The sequence below is a fragment of the Gemmatimonadaceae bacterium genome (assembly GCA_036504815.1).
Lineage (GTDB): Bacteria > Gemmatimonadota > Gemmatimonadetes > Gemmatimonadales > Gemmatimonadaceae > PNKL01.
Window position 1 is genome coordinate 71,583 of record DASXUN010000021.1, and the last position, 22,017, is coordinate 93,599.

17 protein-coding genes are annotated in these 22,017 nt (G+C 66.8%); 7 read left to right on the forward strand and 10 right to left on the reverse strand.

What is annotated here, in order from left to right; translation table 11 throughout:
• Positions 1 to 45: 45 nt before the first annotated feature.
• On the reverse strand, positions 46 to 2,124 hold the full coding sequence (locus VGJ96_10030) for a S46 family peptidase (GenBank protein HEY3287440.1): 2,079 nt from the start codon (positions 2,122 to 2,124) through the stop codon (positions 46 to 48).
• A 165-nt stretch (positions 2,125 to 2,289) separates the two neighbouring features.
• Between VGJ96_10030 and VGJ96_10035 the strand changes: the two genes are divergently transcribed.
• Positions 2,290 to 3,591 carry an MFS transporter gene (locus VGJ96_10035; GenBank protein HEY3287441.1) on the forward strand — a complete coding sequence of 434 codons (1,302 nt, stop codon included), beginning with the start codon at positions 2,290 to 2,292 and terminating at the stop codon, positions 3,589 to 3,591.
• Between the two features lie 13 nt (positions 3,592 to 3,604).
• The gene (locus VGJ96_10040; GenBank protein ID HEY3287442.1) at positions 3,605 to 4,507 is read left to right on the forward strand and encodes a polysaccharide deacetylase; all 903 of its coding nucleotides are present in this window, start codon (positions 3,605 to 3,607) and stop codon (positions 4,505 to 4,507) included.
• A 22-nt stretch (positions 4,508 to 4,529) separates the two neighbouring features.
• On the opposite strand, the gene VGJ96_10045 is transcribed toward VGJ96_10040, so the two are convergent.
• Positions 4,530 to 5,921, reverse strand: a complete 1,392-nt coding sequence (locus VGJ96_10045; protein HEY3287443.1) for a hypothetical protein — start codon at positions 5,919 to 5,921, stop codon at positions 4,530 to 4,532.
• 71 nt (positions 5,922 to 5,992) lie between these two features.
• Between VGJ96_10045 and VGJ96_10050 the strand changes: the two genes are divergently transcribed.
• Entirely contained in the window at positions 5,993 to 7,618 is a 1,626-nt protein-coding gene (locus VGJ96_10050) for an alpha-amylase family glycosyl hydrolase (GenBank protein ID HEY3287444.1), read from the forward strand.
• Between the two features lie 53 nt (positions 7,619 to 7,671).
• Here the strand turns inward: VGJ96_10050 and VGJ96_10055 are convergent, their stop codons facing one another.
• Entirely contained in the window at positions 7,672 to 9,066 is a 1,395-nt protein-coding gene (locus VGJ96_10055) for an alpha-amylase family glycosyl hydrolase (GenBank protein ID HEY3287445.1), read from the reverse strand.
• 215 nt (positions 9,067 to 9,281) lie between these two features.
• Here VGJ96_10055 and VGJ96_10060 point away from each other — a divergent pair, with 215 nt between their 5' ends.
• A complete protein-coding gene (locus tag VGJ96_10060) occupies positions 9,282 to 9,422 on the forward strand; it encodes a hypothetical protein (GenBank protein ID HEY3287446.1) in 141 nt (46 codons plus the stop codon).
• Between the two features lie 81 nt (positions 9,423 to 9,503).
• On the opposite strand, the gene VGJ96_10065 is transcribed toward VGJ96_10060, so the two are convergent.
• Positions 9,504 to 11,669, reverse strand: coding sequence for a molybdopterin cofactor-binding domain-containing protein (locus tag VGJ96_10065; GenBank protein ID HEY3287447.1), 2,166 nt, complete (start codon positions 11,667 to 11,669; stop codon positions 9,504 to 9,506).
• Positions 11,666 to 12,142: a (2Fe-2S)-binding protein gene (locus VGJ96_10070; GenBank protein HEY3287448.1), complete on the reverse strand. Its 477-nt coding sequence runs from the start codon at positions 12,140 to 12,142 to the stop codon at positions 11,666 to 11,668. Before VGJ96_10070 ends, VGJ96_10065 begins: the two co-directional genes overlap by 4 nt.
• Positions 12,143 to 12,335: 193 nt before the next feature.
• Between VGJ96_10070 and VGJ96_10075 the strand changes: the two genes are divergently transcribed.
• Positions 12,336 to 13,997, forward strand: a complete 1,662-nt coding sequence (locus tag VGJ96_10075) for a M1 family metallopeptidase (protein ID HEY3287449.1) — start codon at positions 12,336 to 12,338, stop codon at positions 13,995 to 13,997.
• 148 nt (positions 13,998 to 14,145) lie between these two features.
• The gene (locus VGJ96_10080) at positions 14,146 to 14,739 is read left to right on the forward strand and encodes a hypothetical protein (GenBank protein HEY3287450.1); all 594 of its coding nucleotides are present in this window, start codon (positions 14,146 to 14,148) and stop codon (positions 14,737 to 14,739) included.
• A 60-nt stretch (positions 14,740 to 14,799) separates the two neighbouring features.
• Here VGJ96_10080 and VGJ96_10085 read toward each other — a convergent pair whose 3' ends face one another.
• From VGJ96_10085 to ggt, 5 genes are all read right to left on the reverse strand, one after another.
• On the reverse strand, positions 14,800 to 15,897 hold the full coding sequence (locus VGJ96_10085; protein ID HEY3287451.1) for an NADH:flavin oxidoreductase/NADH oxidase: 1,098 nt from the start codon (positions 15,895 to 15,897) through the stop codon (positions 14,800 to 14,802).
• A 186-nt stretch (positions 15,898 to 16,083) separates the two neighbouring features.
• Positions 16,084 to 17,544 (reverse strand): sodium:solute symporter, encoded by a 1,461-nt coding sequence (locus VGJ96_10090; GenBank protein ID HEY3287452.1) that lies wholly within the window; start codon positions 17,542 to 17,544, stop codon positions 16,084 to 16,086.
• On the reverse strand, positions 17,541 to 17,831 hold the full coding sequence (locus tag VGJ96_10095; protein HEY3287453.1) for a DUF3311 domain-containing protein: 291 nt from the start codon (positions 17,829 to 17,831) through the stop codon (positions 17,541 to 17,543). Before VGJ96_10095 ends, VGJ96_10090 begins: the two co-directional genes overlap by 4 nt.
• A complete protein-coding gene (locus VGJ96_10100) occupies positions 17,821 to 18,978 on the reverse strand; it encodes an amidohydrolase (GenBank protein HEY3287454.1) in 1,158 nt (385 codons plus the stop codon). Before VGJ96_10100 ends, VGJ96_10095 begins: the two co-directional genes overlap by 11 nt.
• A gap of 123 nt (positions 18,979 to 19,101) precedes the next feature.
• Positions 19,102 to 20,745: a gamma-glutamyltransferase gene (gene ggt / locus VGJ96_10105; protein ID HEY3287455.1), complete on the reverse strand. Its 1,644-nt coding sequence runs from the start codon at positions 20,743 to 20,745 to the stop codon at positions 19,102 to 19,104.
• 342 nt (positions 20,746 to 21,087) lie between these two features.
• On the opposite strand from ggt, the gene VGJ96_10110 reads away from it, so the two are divergent.
• Positions 21,088 to 21,783, forward strand: coding sequence for a DUF4382 domain-containing protein (locus VGJ96_10110; protein HEY3287456.1), 696 nt, complete (start codon positions 21,088 to 21,090; stop codon positions 21,781 to 21,783).
• The last annotated feature ends 234 nt before the right edge of the window (positions 21,784 to 22,017 follow it).

Below are 22,017 nucleotides of genomic sequence, written 5' to 3' on the forward strand. Positions count from 1 at the left end.
CCCTCCGTTCGCGGCTGCCGCCAGGTCATTCACGAGTTACCGATCCTACATTCGCCCGGTGGTGAGTTCGCGCACCACGCGATCGGCCCGGTACACATACGCCAGCGCCTCCTGAATGGCGCGCACATCCACCATCACGTTACGGCCGCGCTCGGGCAGGTAGATATAGTCGCGCACCAGCGCATTGATGTTGCGGTCGAAGTTGAGCCCGACAATGCGCAGGTCCTTCGTCACGGCCGGCGAACCGGAATTGCCACCGTAGCTGTCGGCGGTCGAGACGAAGTTGAGTGGCGTGCCGAGATCCAGGCCGACCGGCGGCACGCGCCAGCGATACGGCAGGTCCCAGTCGCTCCCCGCGCCATGGCTGCGATTTCGGTCGTAGACGCCATAGAACGTCGTGAAGGGCGCGGCCAGCGTGCCGTTGTATTCGTACCCCTTCACTACACCGTCGGCGATGCGTGGCGATGACGACCCGTCCGGCGGGATGTTTGATCCGTAGAGTTCGAACCGCACCCGGCCGATCTGCGCCGAGAGCGCCGCTTCCTCCACATTGATGCGCGCCTGTTCCAGTTCGAAGGCGAGCACGCTGGGCATGATTGTGTTCATCAACTGCATCACGGGGTCTGTGGCCAGCTCCCCGGCGGCGGCACGGCGCGCACCGGCAGTGTCGGTGAGCGCCGTCGCGCTGAGCATCGCGTCGGCCGCTTCGGCGGCGGTACGCTCGCCCAGCGCGGCACGGGTGAACTCATGCCCGGCGCCGTACGCCGTGGCGATGTCGTCGAGCGAAATGGCCAGGTAGCGGCGCTCCAGGTCGCGCACCTGCGGACGCACGCGCGCGAGCCGCTGCTGGAAGGCCGGCACGCTGTCGGCGGGACCATGCTGCACCCGCCACGCCCAGTACCCGGCCTGCAGCGTCGAACTGCTCGCCGCGGGGCTGACCAAATTTGAGAAGGCCGTGAGCGCGGTGCGGGACTTCGTCCGCTGGCGCTGCAGCTCGGTCATCCGGTCGAACAGCTTGCCGTACGTGCTCTTCAACTCGGACGTCGCCTGGATGGCGTTCACCAGGTCGCGTTCGATGGCCGACCGGCGTCCCATGATGTTGGCATCGCGGAGTCCTTCGAGCCGTCCCGGAATCGGTTTCCAGCTGTTCGACAGGCTGAGCATCGTGACCATCGCATCGGCCCGCTGCCGTTCGTCGTTGCTCGCATCGCGGAACGCCTTGAGCGCGGCCAGATGCGACGACAGGAAATGCTCGGTATATGGCAGCGCGACGTCGCGCTGATATTCCAGTTGGCTGATCGTCGTGAGGCGCCGCGTCGCGCCGGGGTTGCCGATCACGAAGACGACGTCGCCTTCCTTGACGCCGTTGACGCCGCCCCACGCGAAGTGCGCCGGACTCGCGACGGGCTTGCCGTCGGCGCCATAGGCGCGCATCACCGCGAAGTCGAGTGCATAACGCGGGAAGGTGAAGTTGTCCCAGTCGCCGCCGAGGTTGGCCACGCCGAGTTCCGCGGCAACGACCAGACGGACATCGGTGTAGCGCTTGAAGACGTAGGCCGAGGCGCGGGCACCGTTGTACAGCCCCACCACCTGCACCCAGATGGAGTCGCCGGGCGACGCATACTGGGCCTTCAGCCGATTCTGCGCCGCGGCCGTTGCCGCGCGCCGTGCGTCGTCGCGCGCGGCCCCTTCGCCCGCTGCATCGCCTGCGGCGTTCACTTCCTTCGAGATATCGACCGCCGCGAGCAGCTGGTCGGCAATCATGTTCGGCAGGCGCCGTTCATCGGCGAGAGTCCGCGCGACGAACCCCGAGTCGAGCAGGTGTTCGCCCGGCCGGCTGATGGCGTTCACCGACCCCCGTACGCAGTGATGATTCGTGATGATCAGCCCGTTCTCCGAGACGAACGCAGCCGAGCAGCCGGGAATGCGCAGCGCGGCAAGGCGGGCGCGGGCAAACCAGGCGGAATCCGCCGCGAACCCGTACGTCTTCGAGAAGTATTCGGACGGGGCGTACTCGAACGTCCACATCTTTCCCAGGTCGAATCGACCGGGAGAGACCGCGGACTGGGCGGAGAGCGAGGCGGCCGTGCACGCGGCAAGGAAGAGCGCGCGAATGAAGCGCATGATCGTTGATCCGTTGAGGCCGCGACACCATGACGCGGCGATGCCTGATTCTAATGATTTGCCGGGCACGACGCCTGCGGACGACAGCGGCACTTCGCGCCGTCGACGGTCGAGAATCGAGAATCAACTCGCCGCCCGCCAGTTGTCGGTGCAACTTTCCCTGCCATGCAGAGTCGCCGCCACGCAGCGCCGCTGGGTAATGCCACGTCATCCACAACGTCGGCGCGTGCCGCGCGGATTGCCGTCACCGCCGCGTCGCTGGGCAACGTTCTCGAGTGGTTCGATTTTGCCGTCTACGGATTCTTCGCGGCGGTCATCGGTCGGAATTTCTTTCCAACCGGCGACGAGGCGACGGAGGTGCTCGCTTCCTTCGCCGCGTTCGGCGTCGGCTTCCTGGCGCGTCCGTTGGGTGGAATCGTCATCGGTCGCATCGGGGACCTGAAAGGAAGGCGCACCTCGCTGCTGCTCACCATCTTCCTGATGGCGACCGGCACGGTGTTGATTGGCGTGGCACCGACATACGCCACCATCGGGATCGCGGGACCCATCATCATTGTCATTGCCCGCCTGCTTCAGGGATTCTCCGCCGGCGGCGAGTGGGGCGGGTCGACGGCATTCATGGTCGAGTGGTCGGAACCCGGCCGGCGCGGGTTCTATGGCAGTCTTCAGCAGGTGGGGGTCGTCTCGGGGGTGCTGCTCGGCTCGGTCGCCGGGGCGACCATCAACACGTTACTGACGCCGGATCAGATTGCCGGCTGGGGATGGCGGCTCCCGTTTCTGTTCGGCGGCCTGATTGGACCGGTCGGACTGTACATGCGGCGCAGCATCGGTGAGACACCGGCCTATCGCGAAGCCGCGCCCGAGTCGGTGAAGGTCAGTGCCCATACGATCGGACTCACGGCGCGCGCCGCCGGCTTCACCATCCTGTGGACCGTCGCGTTCTACATCTACATCAACTACATGCCGACCTTCACGCGCACGTACGCCGGACTGTCCGGCGCACAGTCGCTTTGGTCCAATTCCATTGGCATCGCGGTCCTGCTGGTCTCGATTCCCCTGATGGGCCGCCTGTCTGATCGTATCGGACGCAGGCCGCTGCTGCTGACCTGCTGCGCGGCCTTCGTCGTCCTCCCATATCCGATGGCCCGGCTCTTTCTCACGGCGCCGCCCTTTGCGGTCATCGCCGCCTCACAGGTGCTCTTCGGTTTGGTGATTTCGCTTTACAGTGGCGCCGGTCCGTCGGCGATCGCCGAGATCTTCCCCACGCGCAGCCGCTCCACGCTGATGTCCGCCGGCAACGCGTTGGCGACCGCGCTCTTCGGCGGCTTCGCTCCCTACATCGCCTCGTGGCTCATCGCGCGCACCGGCAACCCCATCGCCTGGGTGGCGTACGTGATGTCGGCCGCCGTCGTCACCGGACTCGTCATACTCTCCCTCAAGGAAACGGCGCACGAACCGCTGCGCTGACGGTATCCCTCAGATGACACCAGATTCGCCCGCACTGGAACCCTGGCAGTGGCCCGAGACTCACTGGCGCGCCCTCGTCAACCAGGTGCGCGCCGGCCGGACGTTGCGCCCCGCGGCCTGGAAGGACGGCGCCCGCTGCGCCGTGGCGCTCTCCTTCGATTCCGATCACGAAACGAACGAACTTCGCGAGGGCGGCCGTTCCATCGGCCGCATGGCATGGGGGGAGTTCGGCAGCCGGGTCGGGGTTCCTGCCCTGCTGAACATCCTGCGCACCCACGACGTGCGCGCCTCCTTCTTCGTGCCCGCTGTCTCCGCGCAATTGCATCCCGACGAACAGCGCCGGGTGGTGGCCGAAGGTCATGAGATCGGCATCCACGGCTGGATTCACGAACTCAACTCGGTGCTCCCGTACGAAGCCGAGCGTGACCTGATGATGCGGTCAGCGGAGGCGCTCGAGCGCATCACCGGCGTGCGTCCCGTGGGGCTTCGCACGCCCTCGTGGGACTTCAGTCCCAACACGCTGCGCATCGAGCGCGAGATGGGACTGCAGTACGATTCGTCGCTGATGGCCGACGTCGACTGCTATGAACTGCTGCTCGACGGCGCACCGAGCGGCATTGTGGAGCTCCCGGTCGAGTGGATTCGGGACGACGCGCCGTACCTGAGCATGCATCGCTTCCAGTCATTGCGGCCGTACACGCCGCCACAGGCGGTGTTTGAGATCTTCCGGCGCGAGCTGGACGGCGCGCACGCGGCCGGCGGCATCTTCCAGGTGACGATGCACCCGCACATCATCACGCATCGGTCGCGCATCTGGATCGTCGAGGAACTCATCCGCCACGCCAAGGCGAAGGGCGACGTCTGGTTTGCCACGCACGCCGAGATCACGGCGTGGGTGCGCGAGCACGCAACATAGCGCGCCCAACGCCGAAGCGTATTCACCGTCGTGTCCATAGCGCGATGACGGCGCAGACGCCGTCCGCTGATCGCCACTCGAACGGCGCCGACATCACGTCCGGATAGGCCTCGACGGCCAGCACCTGGTCGGGCCGCGCGGTTGCGTCCAGCACCTCGACGCCTTCGATGGCGCGCACCCCGTTCACGTAGACGCCGATCTTCTCGCAACGCGCGCCGCTGCTCGTGTTGCGCGCGCGGATGTCGGTGGGACTGCGCACCGTGAATCCGCGTGCATTCGAGAGCAGGTCGGTCACGCGCTGCGCGCTGAGCAGTTGCGGACTTCCCGGCAGGAAGACCGAGCCGCTCGCAATCCGGTGCCGGGCCAGCACCGCGTCGAGCACGTGGATGACGAGGTCGACGCGGCCGGTGATCGTCACCGCGTCCAGGCGCTGCGCCTGCTCGCTCACGCGCACCAGCAAGGTCGTATTGCGCCGCCCCGACGCCAGCACCGGCATCGACCGCGGTTCGAGGCCGATGGCGCGGATTTCCATCACCCAGGTGCCGAACGGAAGGTCCATCAGCGAGAAGGCACCGTCGGTGACGGGTGCCTCGCGCCCGAGCGCGGCAATCCGCACGCGCCCGCTGACCAGCGGTTGGCCGCGTTCGTTGAGCACCCGACCCCGCACTTCGGCCGGACCAGTCGTCACGGACGAATCAACCAGCCAGACGTCCTGGCGCAGTGCCCCCGTGGCGGAGATGGTCACCGGACTGGCGACGTCCCGATACCCGGGGGCGTGCACTTCGAAGTTCAGGACCACGCCCGACGGCACCTGACACATGCTGTAGGTGCCTGCGGCAGATACCGTGTCCACCGCGCGTCCAGGTTCGGTGCGCATCATTCCCGTCTTCAGCGAGATTGCGCTCCACGACACGGTGACGGTGGCGCCGGGCGCCGACTGCCGTCCGCGCGCCGTCCTCACGAACCCGGCGAGCAGCGCATTCCCGCTCGAGTCGCCCTCGGCGTCGCCGCATCGCAGGAGGCGCACGATTCCCCCGGACGGAATACTCATGTTCATGCGGACGATGGAATCCGTGTCGAGATCGACGCCCTGCACGGGAGCGTCGAGGCCGAGCAGGTCGAGCGCCTCATGGTAGAAGCCGAGCACGTACTTGCCCGATGGAACGCCCCCGATCGCGAAGCGGCCCTCCAAATCGGTGCGAGTCGTGAACGGAACGCCGGTTCCATCGCGGGACGCCAGGTGCACCTCGGCACCAACGAGCGGCGCCTGGGCGACGGAATCGAAGAGGACGCCCTGCACCGCGTGAAGTCGCGCGGGGGAACGCTGGGCGTCGAGCCGGTCGGCCAGGACCGCGGCCAGGTAGACCAACCCAACCGCCGTGCGGGCCATATCACGGATCGTGCGATCACTCATTGGGGGGCTAGGTGAGTCGTCACCGGGAATCTGGCCTCCCTGCAGCGCGGGTGCCACTCTTAGGGATGATCATGCGCCTCGGTGCCTCGTTCGCGACAACGGTGGTCGCCGTCGCCGCACTCTCGGCCCAGTCCCCGTCGCGGGCGTCGGTGCCAGATTGGCGCGAGGGCGCCACCTGTTATGAGGTCTTCGTCCGCTCGTTCCGCGACTCGAACGGCGACGGCATTGGCGACCTCAATGGCCTCACGGCGAACCTCGACTACATCAACGACGGCAACCCGCGGAGCAGGCGTTCGCTCGGCGCTTGCTGCCTGTGGCTGATGCCGATCATGGAGTCGCCGAGTTATCACGGCTACGACATCAGCGATTACTACCGCGTGGCCCCGGTGTATGGCACGAACGCCGATTTTCGGCGGCTGGTCGCCGCCGCGCACAAGCGCGGCATCAAGGTGCTGGTTGACATGGTGCTGAACCACACGTCAAGCAAGCATCCGGCCTTCCAGAGCGCCTTGCGCGACCCCAACTCGCCGTATCGGTCATGGTATCGCTTTGCGCCGGCCCCCGGCCCGAACAACCGCTGGGGGAACAACAACTGGCACCGATCCCCGGTCCGGGACGAGTTCTTCTACGGTTTCTTCTGGAAGGGGATGCCGGACCTGAATTACGAGGCGCCGGGTGCGTTGGACGAGATGAAGAAGGTGGCCGCGTTCTGGCTGAATGAGATGGGCGCCGACGGATTCCGGCTCGACGCGGTGAAGTACCTGGTTGAAGACGGATCGAAGGTCGACGACACACCCGGCACGCATGCCGTGCTGCGCGAGTATGCCGCGTATGTGCGCCAGGCAAAGCCGGGGGCGTTCACCATCGGCGAGGTCTTCGACAGCACTGGCACGCTGCTCACCTACTATCCCGACCAGCTCGATGCCTACTTCGCGTTCGAAGTGGCCGACTCGCTGATCGCGGGGGTTCGCCGCGGTGATGCGCGAGGGATGCTCGCCCCGGTGCTGCGGCTGCAGCGCGCGCAGCCGGCCACGCGGTGGGCGCCGTTCCTGCGCAATCATGACCAGCCGCGCACGCGCACCGAACTTGGCGGAGATTGGGGGAAGGCGCGCGTGTCGTCGCTCTTGTTGCTCACCCTCCCCGGGCTTCCATTCGTCTACTACGGCGAGGAACTGGGAATGACGGGCGGCAAGCCGGACGAGCGGATCCGCACGCCCATGGCCTGGTCGCTCACGACGCCGCACGCCGGCTTCACCACCGGCACACCGTGGGAGCCGCTGGCCGCTGACTCGCTCGACGCGAATGTCGAGGCGCAGGCCGGCCGGGCGTCGTCAATGCTCAACCTCCATCGCACGCTGATCCGGGTCCGCGCCGCGTCGCCAGCACTCGCGCGTGGCGTGCTGGAGCCCCTGACCACCAGCGACGCCGCCGTCGTCGCTTTCCTGCGGCGTGATGCGACGGACGTGGTGCTCGTGATCGCCAACGTTGGCGCGAGGGCACTCAAGGAGGTGACCGTCACCTCCGCCGATGGCGCCATCTCTTCGCGACGCGCGTGGCCGCGGACGCTGTTTGGCGAGTCTCGGGGACCGACGCTTCAGGTCGATGCGCACGGACGGCTCAAGGCGACAGTCGACTTGCCCGGCTACGCCGGGTTCGTGATCAGCCTGGGGCGGCCCGGGGGTGCGCCGGCGCGCTGAACGACCGGCCCGCCGGTCGTGCCTCGGCGGGCCGTATTAGTATCACTTCGCTACTATTTAGCTTTCCGGAAGATGCGCACGCCCCACGGGTCGAGCGTCAGTACCGGCACGGCCGCCGCGGCTGCCGCGGTCGTGCCCGGGGTGATCTCCGCGTAGCCGCTCCCCGCCACTTCCACCGTGCCAGTGAACGCGCGGTTGGTGAGGTTGACCGCCACCAGCACGTCCTCCGTGGCGTCCGACCGCACGAAGGTGATCACGCGATCCTCGTCGCTGTTCCGCACCCACGTGGTGTGTCCGCGCCGCAGCGCCGAATGCGCGCGGCGCAGCGGAATGATGCCGTCGTAGAATTTCGGGAACTCCGGCCGGCGGTCCGTCATCGCCCACCAGACGTTCAACTTCTCGAACAGCGCCGGGGCGAAGCTCTCGGTGGCGTCCCCCACCTCGTTGCCGTTGTACAGCAGCGGCACGCCGTCCATCGTGAACACCAGCGCGGCCGCGGCCAGGGCCGCCCGCTCGCCAAAGAAGGTGATGGCGCGCTTCTCGTCGTGATCGTCGAAGATCCCCATGTGCAACGCGCCCCTGGGGTAGACGCGGCGCTCCGCTTCCCACTCCTCACGCACCGCGCGGGCGCTGCGAGTGCCGAGGATCGCATCCTTGAGCGCGTGGTACCCAGGCCAGCCGTAGTCGAGGTCGAAGGCGTTGGCCAGCAACTCCGGCTCGTGCGACTCGGCCAGCATCATGATCTCCGGCTTGATCTTCTCGAGGTTGCGCCGGGCCTCCTCCCAGAAATCGGTTGGCACCTCGCCGGCCACGTCGCACCGGTAGCCGTCGAGATCGAACTCCCTGAGCCAGTACTGCAGGACGCCGTGCATGTACGCGCGCGTGACCGGAGTCGCGTAGTTGAGCGCCGCCACGTCCGTCCAGTCGTACGGCGACAGGATCTGCCCCGACGCATCACGCTTGTAGTAGGCGGGCGTCTTCATCAGCACGTTGTCCCACGACGTGTGATTGGCCACGATGTCGATGATGACCTTGAGGCCGACGCGGTGAGCCTCGGCGACCAGCTTCTTCAGGTCAGCCTTCGTGCCATAGGCCGGATTTACATCCATGTAGTCCCGTACGGCATAGGGACTGCCGATGCTCCCCTTCTTCTTCACTTCCCCAATGGGATGGATGGGCATCAGCCAGACGACGGTGACGCCGAGCTTTTGCAGCTCTGGCAGCCGCGCGGTGACCGCGTTGAATGTGCCCTCTGGTGAGAAGGTGCGGACGTTCAGTTCATAGATGACGCCATCGCGCACCCAGGGTGCCACGGGGCGGGCGTCGATGGCGTGGACATCGCGGCGCGCCTGGGCATGCGACGCGAGCGGCGCACCCAGCGCCCACAGGCCAAGCACAAGTGCCGGGGCAAGGCGCCGGCGGGTCAGGGCGGACACAGGCGTGAGCATCTCGTAATTCTCGGGCAAGGTGAACGTCAAACCTCACCACGGACAATCGACCCCTCGACGGACTTTCGCAAGCGCTTTGTCCTCGAGGGCAGGGCGGCGCCGGGAGCCGTAAGTCTGAGCCTGCACGTCCTCACCCGTCACCGTGACGAGTCGCCCATGCGTCCAGTCCATCCGTCCGCCGCACCCGCGATGCAGGCGAAGGGCATGGCCTGCAGATGCGGGAGAACGCCGTGGACTACGAGCGGCGGATCCTCCAGTCGTTTGGCCATTATCTCAAGGGCGAAGCGGCACCCAGGTGGATCACGGACGGCCAGAGCTGGGTCGAACGCAAGGCGGTGCTGGACGCGAACAAGTAGGGGCGACTGACGCCGACCATAGAGAACAACGTCGCCACCGCGGGCGGTGGCGACGTTCTCGCAGCAAGTCTCTGCGCCGGTCTATCCCTTGGCGAGCGCCGCCTTCATCCGCGCCGGCGTCAGCGGCAGTTGCGGAATCCGTACGCCGGTGGCATCGAAGACGGCGTTCGCGATCACCGCACCCATGCTCACGATCGCCGGTTCGCCGCCGCCCTGCGACGGCAGGTCGGGTGAGTCGAGGATGAGCGTCTCGATCTTCGGCATCCACGAGAATTTCGGCAGCGTGTAGCTCCCGAAGTTCTTGTCCAGCACCTCGCCGTTCCTGAAGCGCACCTCTTCGGCGAGCGTGTAGCCGAGTCCCATCATGATGCACCCTTCCATCTGCTGGGTGGCGCCCTCCGGATTGACGACAACTCCCATGTCCTGCGCGCAGACGACTCGCACGACCTTTATGGCTCCGGTGGCGGCGTCCACCTTCACTTCGGCCATGTGCGCCACGTAGGTGCCGGCGTCCTCGCCCAGTGCCACTCCGAATCCGCGTCGACTCGGCGTGGCCTTGGCGGTCCAGCCGAATTTCTTCGCGCAGGCTTCCAGCACGCGCCGCATGCGCGGGTTTTGCAGATGGCGCAGCCGGAACTCGACGGGATCCATGCCGGCTTTCGCCGCGAGCATATCCAGGTGCGATTCACGCGCCCAGACGTTGGCGTTGGCGCCCGGCGCACGCCACGGTCCGACGGCGAACGGATGCATCCCTGCCGGATTCCCCGACCAGCCGCCCTTCGTCAGCGTGCGGTAGTTTGGAATGTCGTAGAACATGCCCGCGCCACGCCCGCCCGCCCCGATGATTTCGTTGCTCCAGAACACGATGCGCTTGTTGGCATCGAGGCCGGCCCGGATGTTGAAGACGGCCGCCGGATCGAAGGTGTCAAAGAAGAATTCTTCCTCGCGGCTCCAGACTACGCGCACCGGGACACCGGCGGCAACGGCCAGCCGCGCGGCTTCGACACTCTGCTGGTTGGCGCTCTTGCCGCCAAATCCGCCGCCCACGAACGGTGTGATCACGCGGACTTTCTCGGGCGCCAGCTTCAGCGCCCGTGCGATCTGCGTCTGCAACGGGAACGGTGTCTGGGTGCTCGCCCAGACCGTCACCTTGCCGTCGGCCGCGACCGCGGCCACCGCCGAGTGCGTTTCCATCGGCGCGTGGGCAACGTACCCCTTCTTGTACTTTGCGCCGACGATCTCGGCAGCGGCCTTCTCGCCGACCGCGATGTCGCCGGCCGCGCCGGCCGGGCGTGCCTCGGCGGCGAACCCCTCGAGATGCGCGAAGATGTTCTCGTGATCGAGCGTGCTCGGCGAGGGCGTGAAGGTCGCCTTCACCAGCTTGAGGGCACGGTCCACTTCATCACGGTGCGCATGCAGCACCGCCACCAGTTCCCCGTCCTTCACGATCCGCACGCCCGGCACGCGCTCGGCGGCGCTGGTATCCACCGACACGATCGTCGCCCCGTGGGCCGGCGCCCGCACCACGCGCGCGTGGAGCGCGTCTTTCGGAATGATGTCGCCGGCGTATTTCGCCTTTCCAGTCACCTTCTCCACCGCGTCCCGCCGCGGATACGACTTTCCGATGATCGTGTACTCGGAGACCTTGTCGAGCGCGGCCTGCCCTTCAAAGCGCCGCTCCAACTTCTTGCCCCCGGTGAGCTCGCCGTACGTTGCCTTCTTGGCTGCGTTCGATTTCGCGAGGACAACGCCGTCTTTCACCTCGAGGTCGGCGACCGGTACGCCGAGCTTTTCACTGGCCAGCTGCACCAGCACCGCGCGCGCTTCCGCGGCGGCGGCGTGCAGCACGGGGCCAAGCCGCCAGACACTGAGCGAGCCGAAGGTGCCGTTGTCAAAGGGGCACAGGTCCGTGTCGCCCAGCACGCAGTCCACCCGGTCGAGCGGCACGTTGAGCTGCTCGGCCACGATCTGCGGCAGGCCTGTGATGATGCCCTGTCCCATCTCGATCTTCCCCACGAGCAGGGTCACGCGGTCGTTCGCGCCGATGTGCAGGAATGCGTTGAAGTCAGGGGGCGTGCGCTGCTGCTCGGCGAAGTTCCAGACGGGCCGAAGAGCGCCTTCCGGCGGCTTCACCGCGAACACAACCAGCAGGCCGGTGCTCGTGAGCCGCAGGAAGTCGCGGCGGTCGATCGTTTCCACAAATCCCCAACCCTCGGGGACGACCATTTCTTCGTCCTGGCGGATCACTTGGCACCTCCCGCCATCTTCTTCGCGGCCGACTCGACCGCTGCCACGATGCGCTGGTGGGCCGCGCAACGGCAGAGGTGGCGCTCCATGCCCTGCACGATCTGCTCGCGGGTGGGCTTGGGATTCGCGTTCAGCAGTGCGGTGGCGCCAATCACCATGCCGCTGGTGCAATAGCCGCATTGAAAGCCGACGTGTTCGATGAACGCTTCCTGCACCGGGGACAGCTTGTCGCCCTGGGCCAGCCCTTCGACGGTCACCACCTTCTTTCCGTCTACGCTGCTGATGGGCGTGATGCAGGAGCGCACTTCCCGGCCATCCACCAGCACGGTGCAGGCCCCACAGAAGGCGGAACCGCAGCCGAACTTGGTGCCCGTGTAGCCGAGGTCGTCGCGCAGGACCCAGAGCAGTGTCCGGTTGGCCTCCACGGACACCGTTCGCGCGACGCCGTTGAGGGTGAACGCAATCGGTTTCATGTCCTGTGCTCCGCCAGAAGAGTGGTACGGGGGCAAGCGGCATCGCCTCTAGAGGGATTCTGCGCACGTGCCGCGCGATCTGCCAGCCATCAAGTCAAACGTTTGTGCGCACCCGTCCGTTGGCTACCGGTGCTCCCGATGCGCAGATTCCGGAGTGACCGCTGGTCCTGATTGACTGAACGGAGATGGACTTATGAAGACCCGTCTGGCCCTGCTCGCCCTCCTCGCCTCGGCCGCGCTGCAGTCCGCGCCGGCACAGGGCGCGCGTGCCTTTACCCGCGCCGACACGCTGCGCGGCTCCTACAACACACCCCAGCGCGCCTGGTGGGACGTCACCTTCTACGACCTCCACGTCGCCATCAATCCGTCCGACAGTTCCATCAAGGGCTTCAACGGCATCACCTACCGCGTGCTGAAGCCGGCGTCCGAACTGCAGGTGGATCTGCAGGTTCCGCTGGTGGTGGACAGCATCAGGCAGGATGGCAAGGCGCTGAAGTATCGACGCGACGGCAACGCCTTCTTCGTCACGGTCGTGTCGCCCCAGCGCGCCGGCGCCAGCAAGCAGCTGACGGTCTACTATCATGGCAAGCCGCAGCCGGCCAAGCGGCCACCGTGGGATGGCGGCTTCACGTGGGGCACCGACAGCCTCGGCAGCCCGTGGATAGTTTCCACCGATGAAGGCATCGGCGCGAGCATCTGGTGGCCCAACAAGGACACCGAGGCCGACGAACCTGACAGCATGCGCATCGTCACCACCGTGCCCGACCCGTTGGTCAGCGTGGGCAACGGCCGCCTGCGCAGCATTCGCAACAACGGCAACGGCACGACCACGTACGAGTGGTTCTCGGTCAACCCGATCAACAACTACGCCATCAACGTGGCCATCGGGAAGTATGATCACTTCACCGAACTGTACCAGGGGGAGCGCGGCACCCTGACCATGGATTACTGGCCGCTCGCCTACCATATGGATGCCGCGAGGAAGCAGTGGGCCCAGGCGCGCCCCATGATGGCGTGCTTCGAGCACTGGTTCGGCCCGTATCCGTGGTACGAGGACGGGTACAAGCTCATCGAGGTCTCCAACAACGGCATGGAGCATCAGACGGCCGTCACCTATGGCAACGGCTTTGCCAACGGCTACCGCGGCCGCGATGCGTCGGGCACGGGCTACGGCATGAAGTGGGATTTCATCATCGTGCACGAGAGCGCGCACGAGTGGTTCGCGAACAACATCACGTTCAAGGACCACGCGGACATGTGGGTGCACGAGAGCTTCGCCAACTACTCCGAGGCGCTCTATACGGAGTGCCAGTTCGGCAAGCAGGCGGGCGCCGAGTATGCCGTGGGCGTGCGCCGCGGCATCCGCAACGACCGGCCCATCGAACCGCCCAACCGCGGCGTCAACGCCTCCGGTTCCGGCGACATGTATCCGAAGGGCGGCACGATGCTGCACATGATCCGCCAGATCGTGAACGATGACGACAAGTGGCGGGGCATCCTGCGCGGACTCGGGCAGACCTTCTGGCACCAGACCGTCACCGGGAGCCAGATCAAGGACTACATGATCAGGGAGTCGGGCAAGGACCTGTCGAAGATCTTCCAGCAATACCTGACGACGATCCAGATCCCCGTGCTTGAGTACGCGATTGACGGCGGCACCGTGCGCTATCGCTGGGCGAACGTGGTGCCGGGCTTCAACATGCCCATCAAGGTACGCATCGCGGGCACCGGTTTTGACTGGGTGACGCCCACTGAGCAGTGGCAGTCGGGGAAGTACGCGCTGGCGTCCGCCGCGGATTTCCAGGTTGACGTGAACTTCTATGTGACCACGAAGAACGTCGGGGCGGCTCGCTAGGACCGCCGCGCGGACACGGCGCAGGGTTTCTTCGCCTCCGGGTGTCCTCTGGACAGGAACCCGTGGCGGCGGCGCGGGTACGACTGACTGCGGTCCGACGGACGGCGACGCTCGCCGCCCGTCGAGCGTACCCTCCGGAGACTGCATCATGAAGAACGTGCGTCACTCCGTCCTCGCGGCGCTTGGCATCGTGGCCAGCGCCGCCTTCGTCGCTTCGCCAGTGCGTGCGCAGATCACCGAAGTGGCGCGCACGCCCATCGCCGACGCCGCGCAGGTGACGTTCGGCTACGTCTGCGACGATCGCTTCGTCATCCGCAACGACGGCACCAAGCCGATCGATCTCGAGTACGGCCTCGAGAAGGGAACCGAGCACACGCGCATCACGCTCAACGAGCGGGAGTCGGTCGAGCTCAATTCGCCCTCGAGGGCCGCGATGGAGCTCTGGATGGACGGCAAGCTCATCGCCAAGGCCATCAAGGACCGGCGGTCGTGCAGGGATGTCGTCGGCAACTCATCCGTGACGGTCAATGCGCCTGACGTGCAGACCCGTCAGCCGACGCACGTCACCAACGTGTATACGGGATGGGGACCGCCGTACCCGTTCTATGACCCGTGGGCCTTCGGTCTGTATGGCTCGTTCGGCTACTACCGGCCTTACTACTCGGGGGTCAGCGTGACCTTCCCGATCGTCATCGGCGGGCGCAGCGGTCGCTTCGCTCCGATGCCGCGCCGGCATCGGTAGCACGCGCCGCACGGCGGCGCGGGGCTCCTGACCCCGCGCCGCCGTGTCGCGCTGGCCGTTCTAGGCTTTCACGCCGGGCGCTGGCGTCCCCTTCGGCGCCGCACGCAGATACTGCGCCGGCCAGCGTCCCGGTAGCCCCAGCGTCTGCGCCGCATGCAGCGGCCAGTATGGGTCTCGCAGCAACTCGCGCGCCAGGAAGATCAGGTCCGCCTTGCCGGTGCCGATGATCTCATTCGCCTGCGATGCCTCGGTGATCATTCCGACGGCGGCGGTGAAGATCCCCGCGCGGTGGCGCACCTCGGCCGCGAACGGCACCTGATAACCTGGCGCGAGCGGAATCCGCGCCTTCGCCACGTTGCCGCCGGATGAGCAGTCAATGACGTCAACGCCGTCATCCTTCAGCAGGCGCGCCAGCTCGACGGTCTGCGCCACGTCCCAGCCGCCTTCAGTCCAGTCGGTGGCCGATACGCGAACGAAGAGCGGCAGCTTCTCGGGCCAGGCACCGCGGACCGCCCGGGTGACTTCTCGCACCAGGCGCGTGCGATTCTCGAACGATCCGCCGTACCGGTCGGTGCGCAGGTTGCTGAATGGCGACAGGAACTGATGCAGCAGGTAGCCGTGCGCGGCGTGCAATTCGATCACCTGCATGCCGGCCGCCCGCGCGCGGCGCGCGGCATCCGTGAAGGCGCGCACGATGCCGGCGATCCCGGTGTCGTCGAGCGCCTGGGGCATCAGGTGGCCGTCGGCGAACGGCAGCGCGCTCGGCGCCACGATATCCTCCCATCCGCCCTCCGCCGCCGGCGCGGTGTTCCCTCCTTCCCACGGACGGCGCGTGGAGGCCTTGCGTCCGGCGTGCGCGAGTTGCACCCCCGCCACGGCACCATGCTCTTCCAGCATGCGCACGATGCGCGCCAGCGGCTCCACCTGGGTGTCGTTCCACAATCCCAGGTCGTGCGGCGAGATTCGCCCCTGGGGTGTGACCGCCGTTGCTTCCACGATCACGAGGCCGGCGCCGCCGACCGCGCGACTGCCGTAGTGCACCAGGTGCCAGTGGTTTGCCAGGCCGCCCGTGGCAGAGTACTGGCACATGGGCGACACACCGATGCGGTTGCGCAGCGTCACGCTGCGTACGACAAGGGGATCAAACAGGTTGGGCATATCGGCGACCCGGTTTCCGTCTACCGGCAGGATGTTGAGGGAGTGATCGTGCTCGGCACGCCCGGAGTGCAGGTGACGCGCCGGATCACGACTTCAATGGGCTGGCCATTCAGCGGCGCCGTGCCGCCATACAGCCACAGGTTCAGGTGGAGGAACCGCACACGCGCACTTCGACACCGCAACTCCCTATGCCACGCGCTCCCTCACCCGCCGCGGCATCACGGCGGAAACGAGCAGGATGACAGCGATATTCACGAGGAGGGCCACCACACCGACGTTCAGGTCTTTCGCCGCCTGCGGCAGCCCCGGGGCGAGCTTCGCCAGCGACGTCCCCGACAGCGTGACCGCGGCCACGGTCAGTTCGCCGGCAATGATCCCGGCAAGCGCGGCCGTCGTGCCAATCCGCGGCCGGTCGCCGAATGAGAGCACGAGCGCCGGGAAGAGCTGCGTCACGACATTGTAGCCCATCAGCAGCAGCGCGACGATCGCCTGGCCGCCGTGCAGCGCGAGATAGAGCGAGATGAGCGCCAGCACCGGCACCATCGAGCGCGCGACGATGCCCACCGTGCGGTCGCTGCTCTGGGGCACCGCGACGCGGAAGATGTTCTTGGCCAGGATTGTTGCCGCCGTGATCAGCAGCATGGATCCGGGCACCAGGGCGGTCAGCAGTCCCGCCGCGCCAATCATCCCCACCGCCCATGGCGCGAACGTCAGCTTCGCGATGCGGAACAGCGACAGGTCCGCGTCGGAGCCGGTCAGTCCCGGCACGGCCAGCGTCGCCGCAAAGCCGGTGAAGAAGACGAAGAGCACCACCAGCTGGTAGAGCGGCAGCATGACCGCATTCTTGCGGAAGACGTTCTCGCTCTTCGCCGTGTAGACCCCGGCAAAGAACTGCGGCCAGGTATAGACGCCCACCGACGTCAGCAGCACCGTCGAGATGAACCACGACTGGCTCATCCCGTTGTCGGGGAGGGTGAGGAATCCCGGCTTCGCCGCATCGATGGCCGTGAACATCGCGCCATAGCCGCCGTGATAGTGATACGGCAGGTACACGCCCATCACGACCACGATCACCAGGATCATGATGTCCTTCAGCGTCGCGGTCCACGCCGATCCGCGCACGCCAGACACCACCACGTAGAACATCAGCGCCGCCGTGCCGCACCACATCGCCGTCACCGGCGAAATGGCGCCATACGACGCTTCCGTGACGATGATGCCCAGCCCCTTCAGTTGCAGCACGAGATACGGCACCAGCGCCGCGACTCCCACCGCCGAGACGAGCAATCCCATGGCCGGGCTCTCGTACTTGGCGATGAAGAAGTCGGCTTGCGACACGAGCCCGCGTCCGCGCGCGTAGCGCCAGATGGCCGGCAGCAGGAAGTACGACAGCGTGTAGGCCAGCGTGAGATAGCACAGGATGTACAGGGCCGGCGCGCCCTTTCCGTACGCCCACCCGCTTCCGCCAAGGAAGGTGAAGGTGGTGTAGATCTCGCCCGCCATCAGCAGGAAGACGAACAGGCTACCAAAGCCGCGCCCGCCCACGCTCCACTGCTCGAGCGTCATCGTGTGCCCGCGCTTGGCGAGCAGCCCGAGTCCGATGGCGATGATGAAGAAGGTGCCAAGGATGGCGAGGGAAATCGTCATGAGGTCTTTCCCTCATCTTCCCCCGCACCACCCTCTTCTCCCTGCCCCTGCACCTGGTCTGAAGCCAGCCCGTTCGCGGTGTCAGTTCGCAGTATCCACGCCATGATGGCCGCGGTGACAATCACCCAGGCCACCAGCCAGGCCATCACGAATGGCAATCCAAGAATCAGCGGCTGCACCCGATTGGCGAACGGGAGTCCGCCGAGCATGCCGAGCGCCGGCAGCAAGGCCAGCAGGTGATATCGGCGCCACCGTGAACGTCGCGTACCGGGCGAATCAGCCGGCATGGGGATCACCAAGTTGTGCGAGGGCTGCGGCGACGAAGATGCGCGTGCCGTAGTCCAGCGCGCGTTCGTCGAGGTCGAAGCGTTCGTGATGGTGAGGATAGACGATGCCGCGTTCCTCATTGCGTGCGCCGATGAAGAAGAACGCGCCCGGCGTGGCCTGCTGGTACGCCGAGAAGTCCTCGGCGCCCATCGTGGGCCTCGCCTCGACCAGCACGTCCGGTCCGAGGGCGCGCACCACGGCGCGCCGCACCAGGTCACAGGCGGCCGCGTCGTTGTCGACGGCGGCGTACCCGGGTTCGAACGTCCACTCGTAGGTCGCGCCGTGCGCACTGCAGATTCCCGCCACCACGCGTTCCATCAGCACGGGTATGCGCTGTCGCAGTTCCGGATCGAAGGTGCGCACCGTGCCCGCCATCTCCACGGCGCCGGGGATCACGTTCGTCGTGCTGCCGCCGTTGATTTGCGTCACCGAAATCACCGCCGACGCCAGCGGATCGACGTTCCGCGACACGACGTGCTGCAGGCTCGTGACCACCTCCGCCGCCGTCACGATCGGGTCGATGGTCTGTTGCGGAATGGCGGCGTGCCCGCCGGCGCCGGTGATCGTGATCCGGAACGTGTTCAGCGACGCCATCAACGGCCCGGCCTTCACGCCGACGCGGCCGAACGACATCGACAACCAGAGATGGGCACCGATGACCAGCTCCACGCCGTCGAGCGCGCCGGCCGCGACCATCTGCGACGCGCCGCCAGGATACAGTTCCTCCGCGTGCTGAAAGAGGAAGCGCACCTCTCCCCGCAGCGCGCGCCGGTGACCGAGCAGCACCTTCACGGCGCCCAGGAGCATCGAGGTATGGCCGTCGTGACCGCAGGCGTGCATCACCCCCGGCGCCTGTGACACGAAGTCGTGCGTGTTCGCCTCGACGATCGGCAGGGCATCGATGTCGGCGCGGATCGCGAGCACCGGCCCCGGTCCCGCCTCACCAAACAACCGCGCCATCACGCTGGTCGGCGTCGGTCTGGAGATCTCCAGTCCGCCAAACGACGCCAGCGTGTCCGCGACAAACTGCGACGTGTTCCGTTCGTGGAATGACAACTCGGGGTGCTGGTGCAGGTGCCGGCGCCAGGTGATGACCTGTTCGCGCATGGAGTCAGGCGTTGCGGCAGAGGTGGTGGCAGACACGGGCTCCCTCGGGGATTGGCGGCGATCAGCGTGCCACTAAGAATTACCGCGGGGGCGCGCCCGCCGACAGCGCGAACGAGAGTCCCTTCAGTAGCCCGCAATCCCGCCCGGGCGACGCGGGTCGCCCACGGCTTCGTAGCCGCCACGCACGCGCATGATCGCGTTCACAAGCCCCACGTTGCTGATCAAGCCCACGGCATGCCCGCGTGCGGTGAGCGCTTCGATGGTCGACCGGTCGAGACCGCGTGGCTCCGTCCGCAGCGTGTCGGGCAGGGCCTGATGATGCAGGCGCGGCGCCGCCATCGCGTCGGCGATCGACATCCGGTGATCGATGACGTTGAGGATCACCTGGGAGGTCGCCGTGATGATTCGCGGCCCGCCGCGGCATCCCACCACCAGGAGCAGCTGCCCGGCCGGGTCGAGCACGATGGTCGGTGACATGGCGCTCAGCGGCCGTTTGCCCGGCGCCACCGCGTTGTTCTCGCCTTCCACGAGCCCAAACTGGTTCGGCTCGCCCGGCTTCGCCGCCAGGTCGTCCATCTCGTTGTTCATGAAGAATCCCGCCCCGCGCACCAGGACGCCCGAACCGTAGAGTCCGTTCGTCGTGGTCGTCATCGCCACCGCATTGCCGCGGGCGTCCACGACGGAGAAGTGCGTCGTCTCGGTCCCCTCGCGCATGCGCCGCTCCAGCGCGGGGGTCGGCGTATGGCGCACCGGGTCGATCGTTGCGCGCAACCGCCTCGCATACCCCTTGTCCGTCATCGTGTCCACCGGCACACGCACGAAGGCGGGGTCGCCCATCCGGCTGTTCCGGTCGATGAACGCGCGCTGATAGGCCGATCCGAGGAGGTGCGCGTAGTCGGCCGTCGCAATCGGCGGCAGCGTATCGTACGTCTCGAGGATGTTCAGCGCTTCCGCCACGATGGTGCCGCCGCTCGACGACGGCGGCATCGTGATGAAGCCATAGCCCCGGTACGATCCCCGAATTGGCGTCCGCCAGATCGGCTTGTAGTTGGCGAGATCGCCCTTCGTGATGATGCCGCCGCCTCGCTGCATCTCCGCAACGATCGAATCGGCCACCTCCCCCTTGTAGAACGCATCGGCGCCCTGTTCGGCGATGAGCCGCAGGGTGCGCGCCAGCCACGGCTGCCTGAGCCGCGATCCAACGGCGGGAACGCGGCCCTCCGGCAGGAAGACGCCGGCGGCCACGGGGAACTTCGCGATGCGTGCGCTGTCGTTGCGCACCGAACGCGCAAAGTTCTCGCTGACCACAAAGCCGTCTTCGGCGAGCCGAATCGCCGGCTGCATCACGGTCCGCAGCGGCAACGTGCCGTACTTCGCGAGGACGGTCGTCAGCCCGGCCACCGATCCGGGGACGCCGGATGCCAGGGGTCCATCGAGGCTCTTGTCGGTTTTGTTTCCCTGTGCGTCCAGATACATGTTGCGGGTGGCCTTCCCGGGTGCCATCTCACGAAAGTCGATGGCGTCGGTGCGTCCGTCCGCCATGCGCAGGACGAGGTAGCCGCCACCGCCAATGTTGCCCGCCTCCTGATACGTGACCGCCAGCGCGAAGGCCGTGGCCACCGCACCATCCACGGCGTTGCCGCCGGCGCGCATGACGTCCACGCCCGCCGCGCTCGCAATTGGATCGTCGCTGGCCACCATCGCCTGCGCGGCAAAGGTGGCCTTCGCCCCCGGCTGCCACGGCCATTCTGCGGGGAAGACGGGCACGCGCCGTTCGGGAATCGCGGGTGCCTCCGCGCGTGAAGCAGATTTCGTCGCTGGCCACTCGCAGGCGGCAATCGTCAGGGCGAGGAGCGCAATCGGTATGTACGGTCGGCAGGTCGGTCGCATGGCACACCTGTGTTCAGTGCAGCGGAGCGTCGGCAGAGAGGCTGAATTTGCCTCACGCACCCGGGCCACGCGAGGCATGGACCATTGGGACTACTCACATTGCGCGATGGTTTCGCAAGCGGGAGAAGCCTACTCATTCGACATCCCCCGAAATGGTGGCGGCGCATCCCGATGCCGCTGGATGATCGGGCGTCACACGTCACCAGCAACGAGGACCGCATGACCAACACCAGAACCTCCGCACGACCCACGCCCACCACGAAACCCGTCGCGAACACGCCACCGTCCGCGTGGCTGCGCACGACCGGGATCGCCGCGCTCTTCGCGGCCGCGACACTCGCCACCGCCTGCGGCACGTCCACGACCGAAGCGGGCCGCGGCACGATCGCGGTGCAGCTGACGGACGCGCCGTTCCCGACCGATTCCGTGCAGCGCGTCGACATCTTCGTCGTCCGCGTGGACGCGCGAATGGCCGACACCGACTCGGCGGCCGCAGCCAAGGGCGCGCCGGATGACAGCGCGAGCACCGGTGGTTGGACGACGATCACGCGGCCAAATCAGCTGGTCAATCTCCTGGCGTACCAGAGTGGCGCCGTCCTGCCGCTTGGCAATGCGGGCGTGGCCGCGGGAAACTATGCCGGCTTCCGCCTGATCCTCGATCCCACCAGATCGAGCGTCACGCTCAAGAACGGCGCCGTGCTGAGTGGCACGAGCACCCCCAGCATTCTCTTCCCCAGCGGTTCGCGCAGCGGCATCAAGGTCGTCTTCGCCACGCCGGTTGCAGTCGCGGCCAACGATACCACGACGGTGCTCGTCGATTTCATCGTCGCGAACAGTTTCGTGATGCGCGGCAACTCCATCAGCCAGAACGGCCTGCTGTTCAAGCCGGTCATTCAGGGTTCGGTCCGGCCGTAACGCTCGCGCGACGGCCCCCCGGACGATCAGCGCGTCGATGTGTAGGACGCCGTCTGACCCTTGGTTCGTGCTGCCAGGTGCTAATTGCAGTTGGCAGCACGTGTCCTGCGAAACTTGAAGAACCTGGGCGGTTATACAGAACAGGGATGGGGAGCATCCGGCGGTCGCCGGGTGCTGCGCCGTCTGAGCCGGTCTCTTCCCAGCGATCACGACGGTGGTGACGCTGGTCCGCAG

Coding starts and splice junctions, on each gene's coding strand:
- VGJ96_10030 (HEY3287440.1), bottom strand. CDS start 2,124: ATGCGCTTCATTCGCGCGCTCTTCCTTGCCGCGTGCACGGCCGCCTCG.
- VGJ96_10035 (HEY3287441.1), top strand. CDS start 2,290: ATGCAGAGTCGCCGCCACGCAGCGCCGCTGGGTAATGCCACGTCATCC.
- VGJ96_10040 (HEY3287442.1), top strand. CDS start 3,605: ATGACACCAGATTCGCCCGCACTGGAACCCTGGCAGTGGCCCGAGACT.
- VGJ96_10045 (HEY3287443.1), bottom strand. CDS start 5,921: ATGAGTGATCGCACGATCCGTGATATGGCCCGCACGGCGGTTGGGTTG.
- VGJ96_10050 (HEY3287444.1), top strand. CDS start 5,993: ATGCGCCTCGGTGCCTCGTTCGCGACAACGGTGGTCGCCGTCGCCGCA.
- VGJ96_10055 (HEY3287445.1), bottom strand. CDS start 9,066: ATGCTCACGCCTGTGTCCGCCCTGACCCGCCGGCGCCTTGCCCCGGCA.
- VGJ96_10060 (HEY3287446.1), top strand. CDS start 9,282: ATGCGGGAGAACGCCGTGGACTACGAGCGGCGGATCCTCCAGTCGTTT.
- VGJ96_10070 (HEY3287448.1), bottom strand. CDS start 12,142: ATGAAACCGATTGCGTTCACCCTCAACGGCGTCGCGCGAACGGTGTCC.
- VGJ96_10075 (HEY3287449.1), top strand. CDS start 12,336: ATGAAGACCCGTCTGGCCCTGCTCGCCCTCCTCGCCTCGGCCGCGCTG.
- VGJ96_10080 (HEY3287450.1), top strand. CDS start 14,146: ATGAAGAACGTGCGTCACTCCGTCCTCGCGGCGCTTGGCATCGTGGCC.
- VGJ96_10085 (HEY3287451.1), bottom strand. CDS start 15,897: ATGCCCAACCTGTTTGATCCCCTTGTCGTACGCAGCGTGACGCTGCGC.
- VGJ96_10090 (HEY3287452.1), bottom strand. CDS start 17,544: ATGACGATTTCCCTCGCCATCCTTGGCACCTTCTTCATCATCGCCATC.
- VGJ96_10095 (HEY3287453.1), bottom strand. CDS start 17,831: ATGCCGGCTGATTCGCCCGGTACGCGACGTTCACGGTGGCGCCGATAT.
- VGJ96_10100 (HEY3287454.1), bottom strand. CDS start 18,978: ATGCGCGAACAGGTCATCACCTGGCGCCGGCACCTGCACCAGCACCCC.
- VGJ96_10110 (HEY3287456.1), top strand. CDS start 21,088: ATGACCAACACCAGAACCTCCGCACGACCCACGCCCACCACGAAACCC.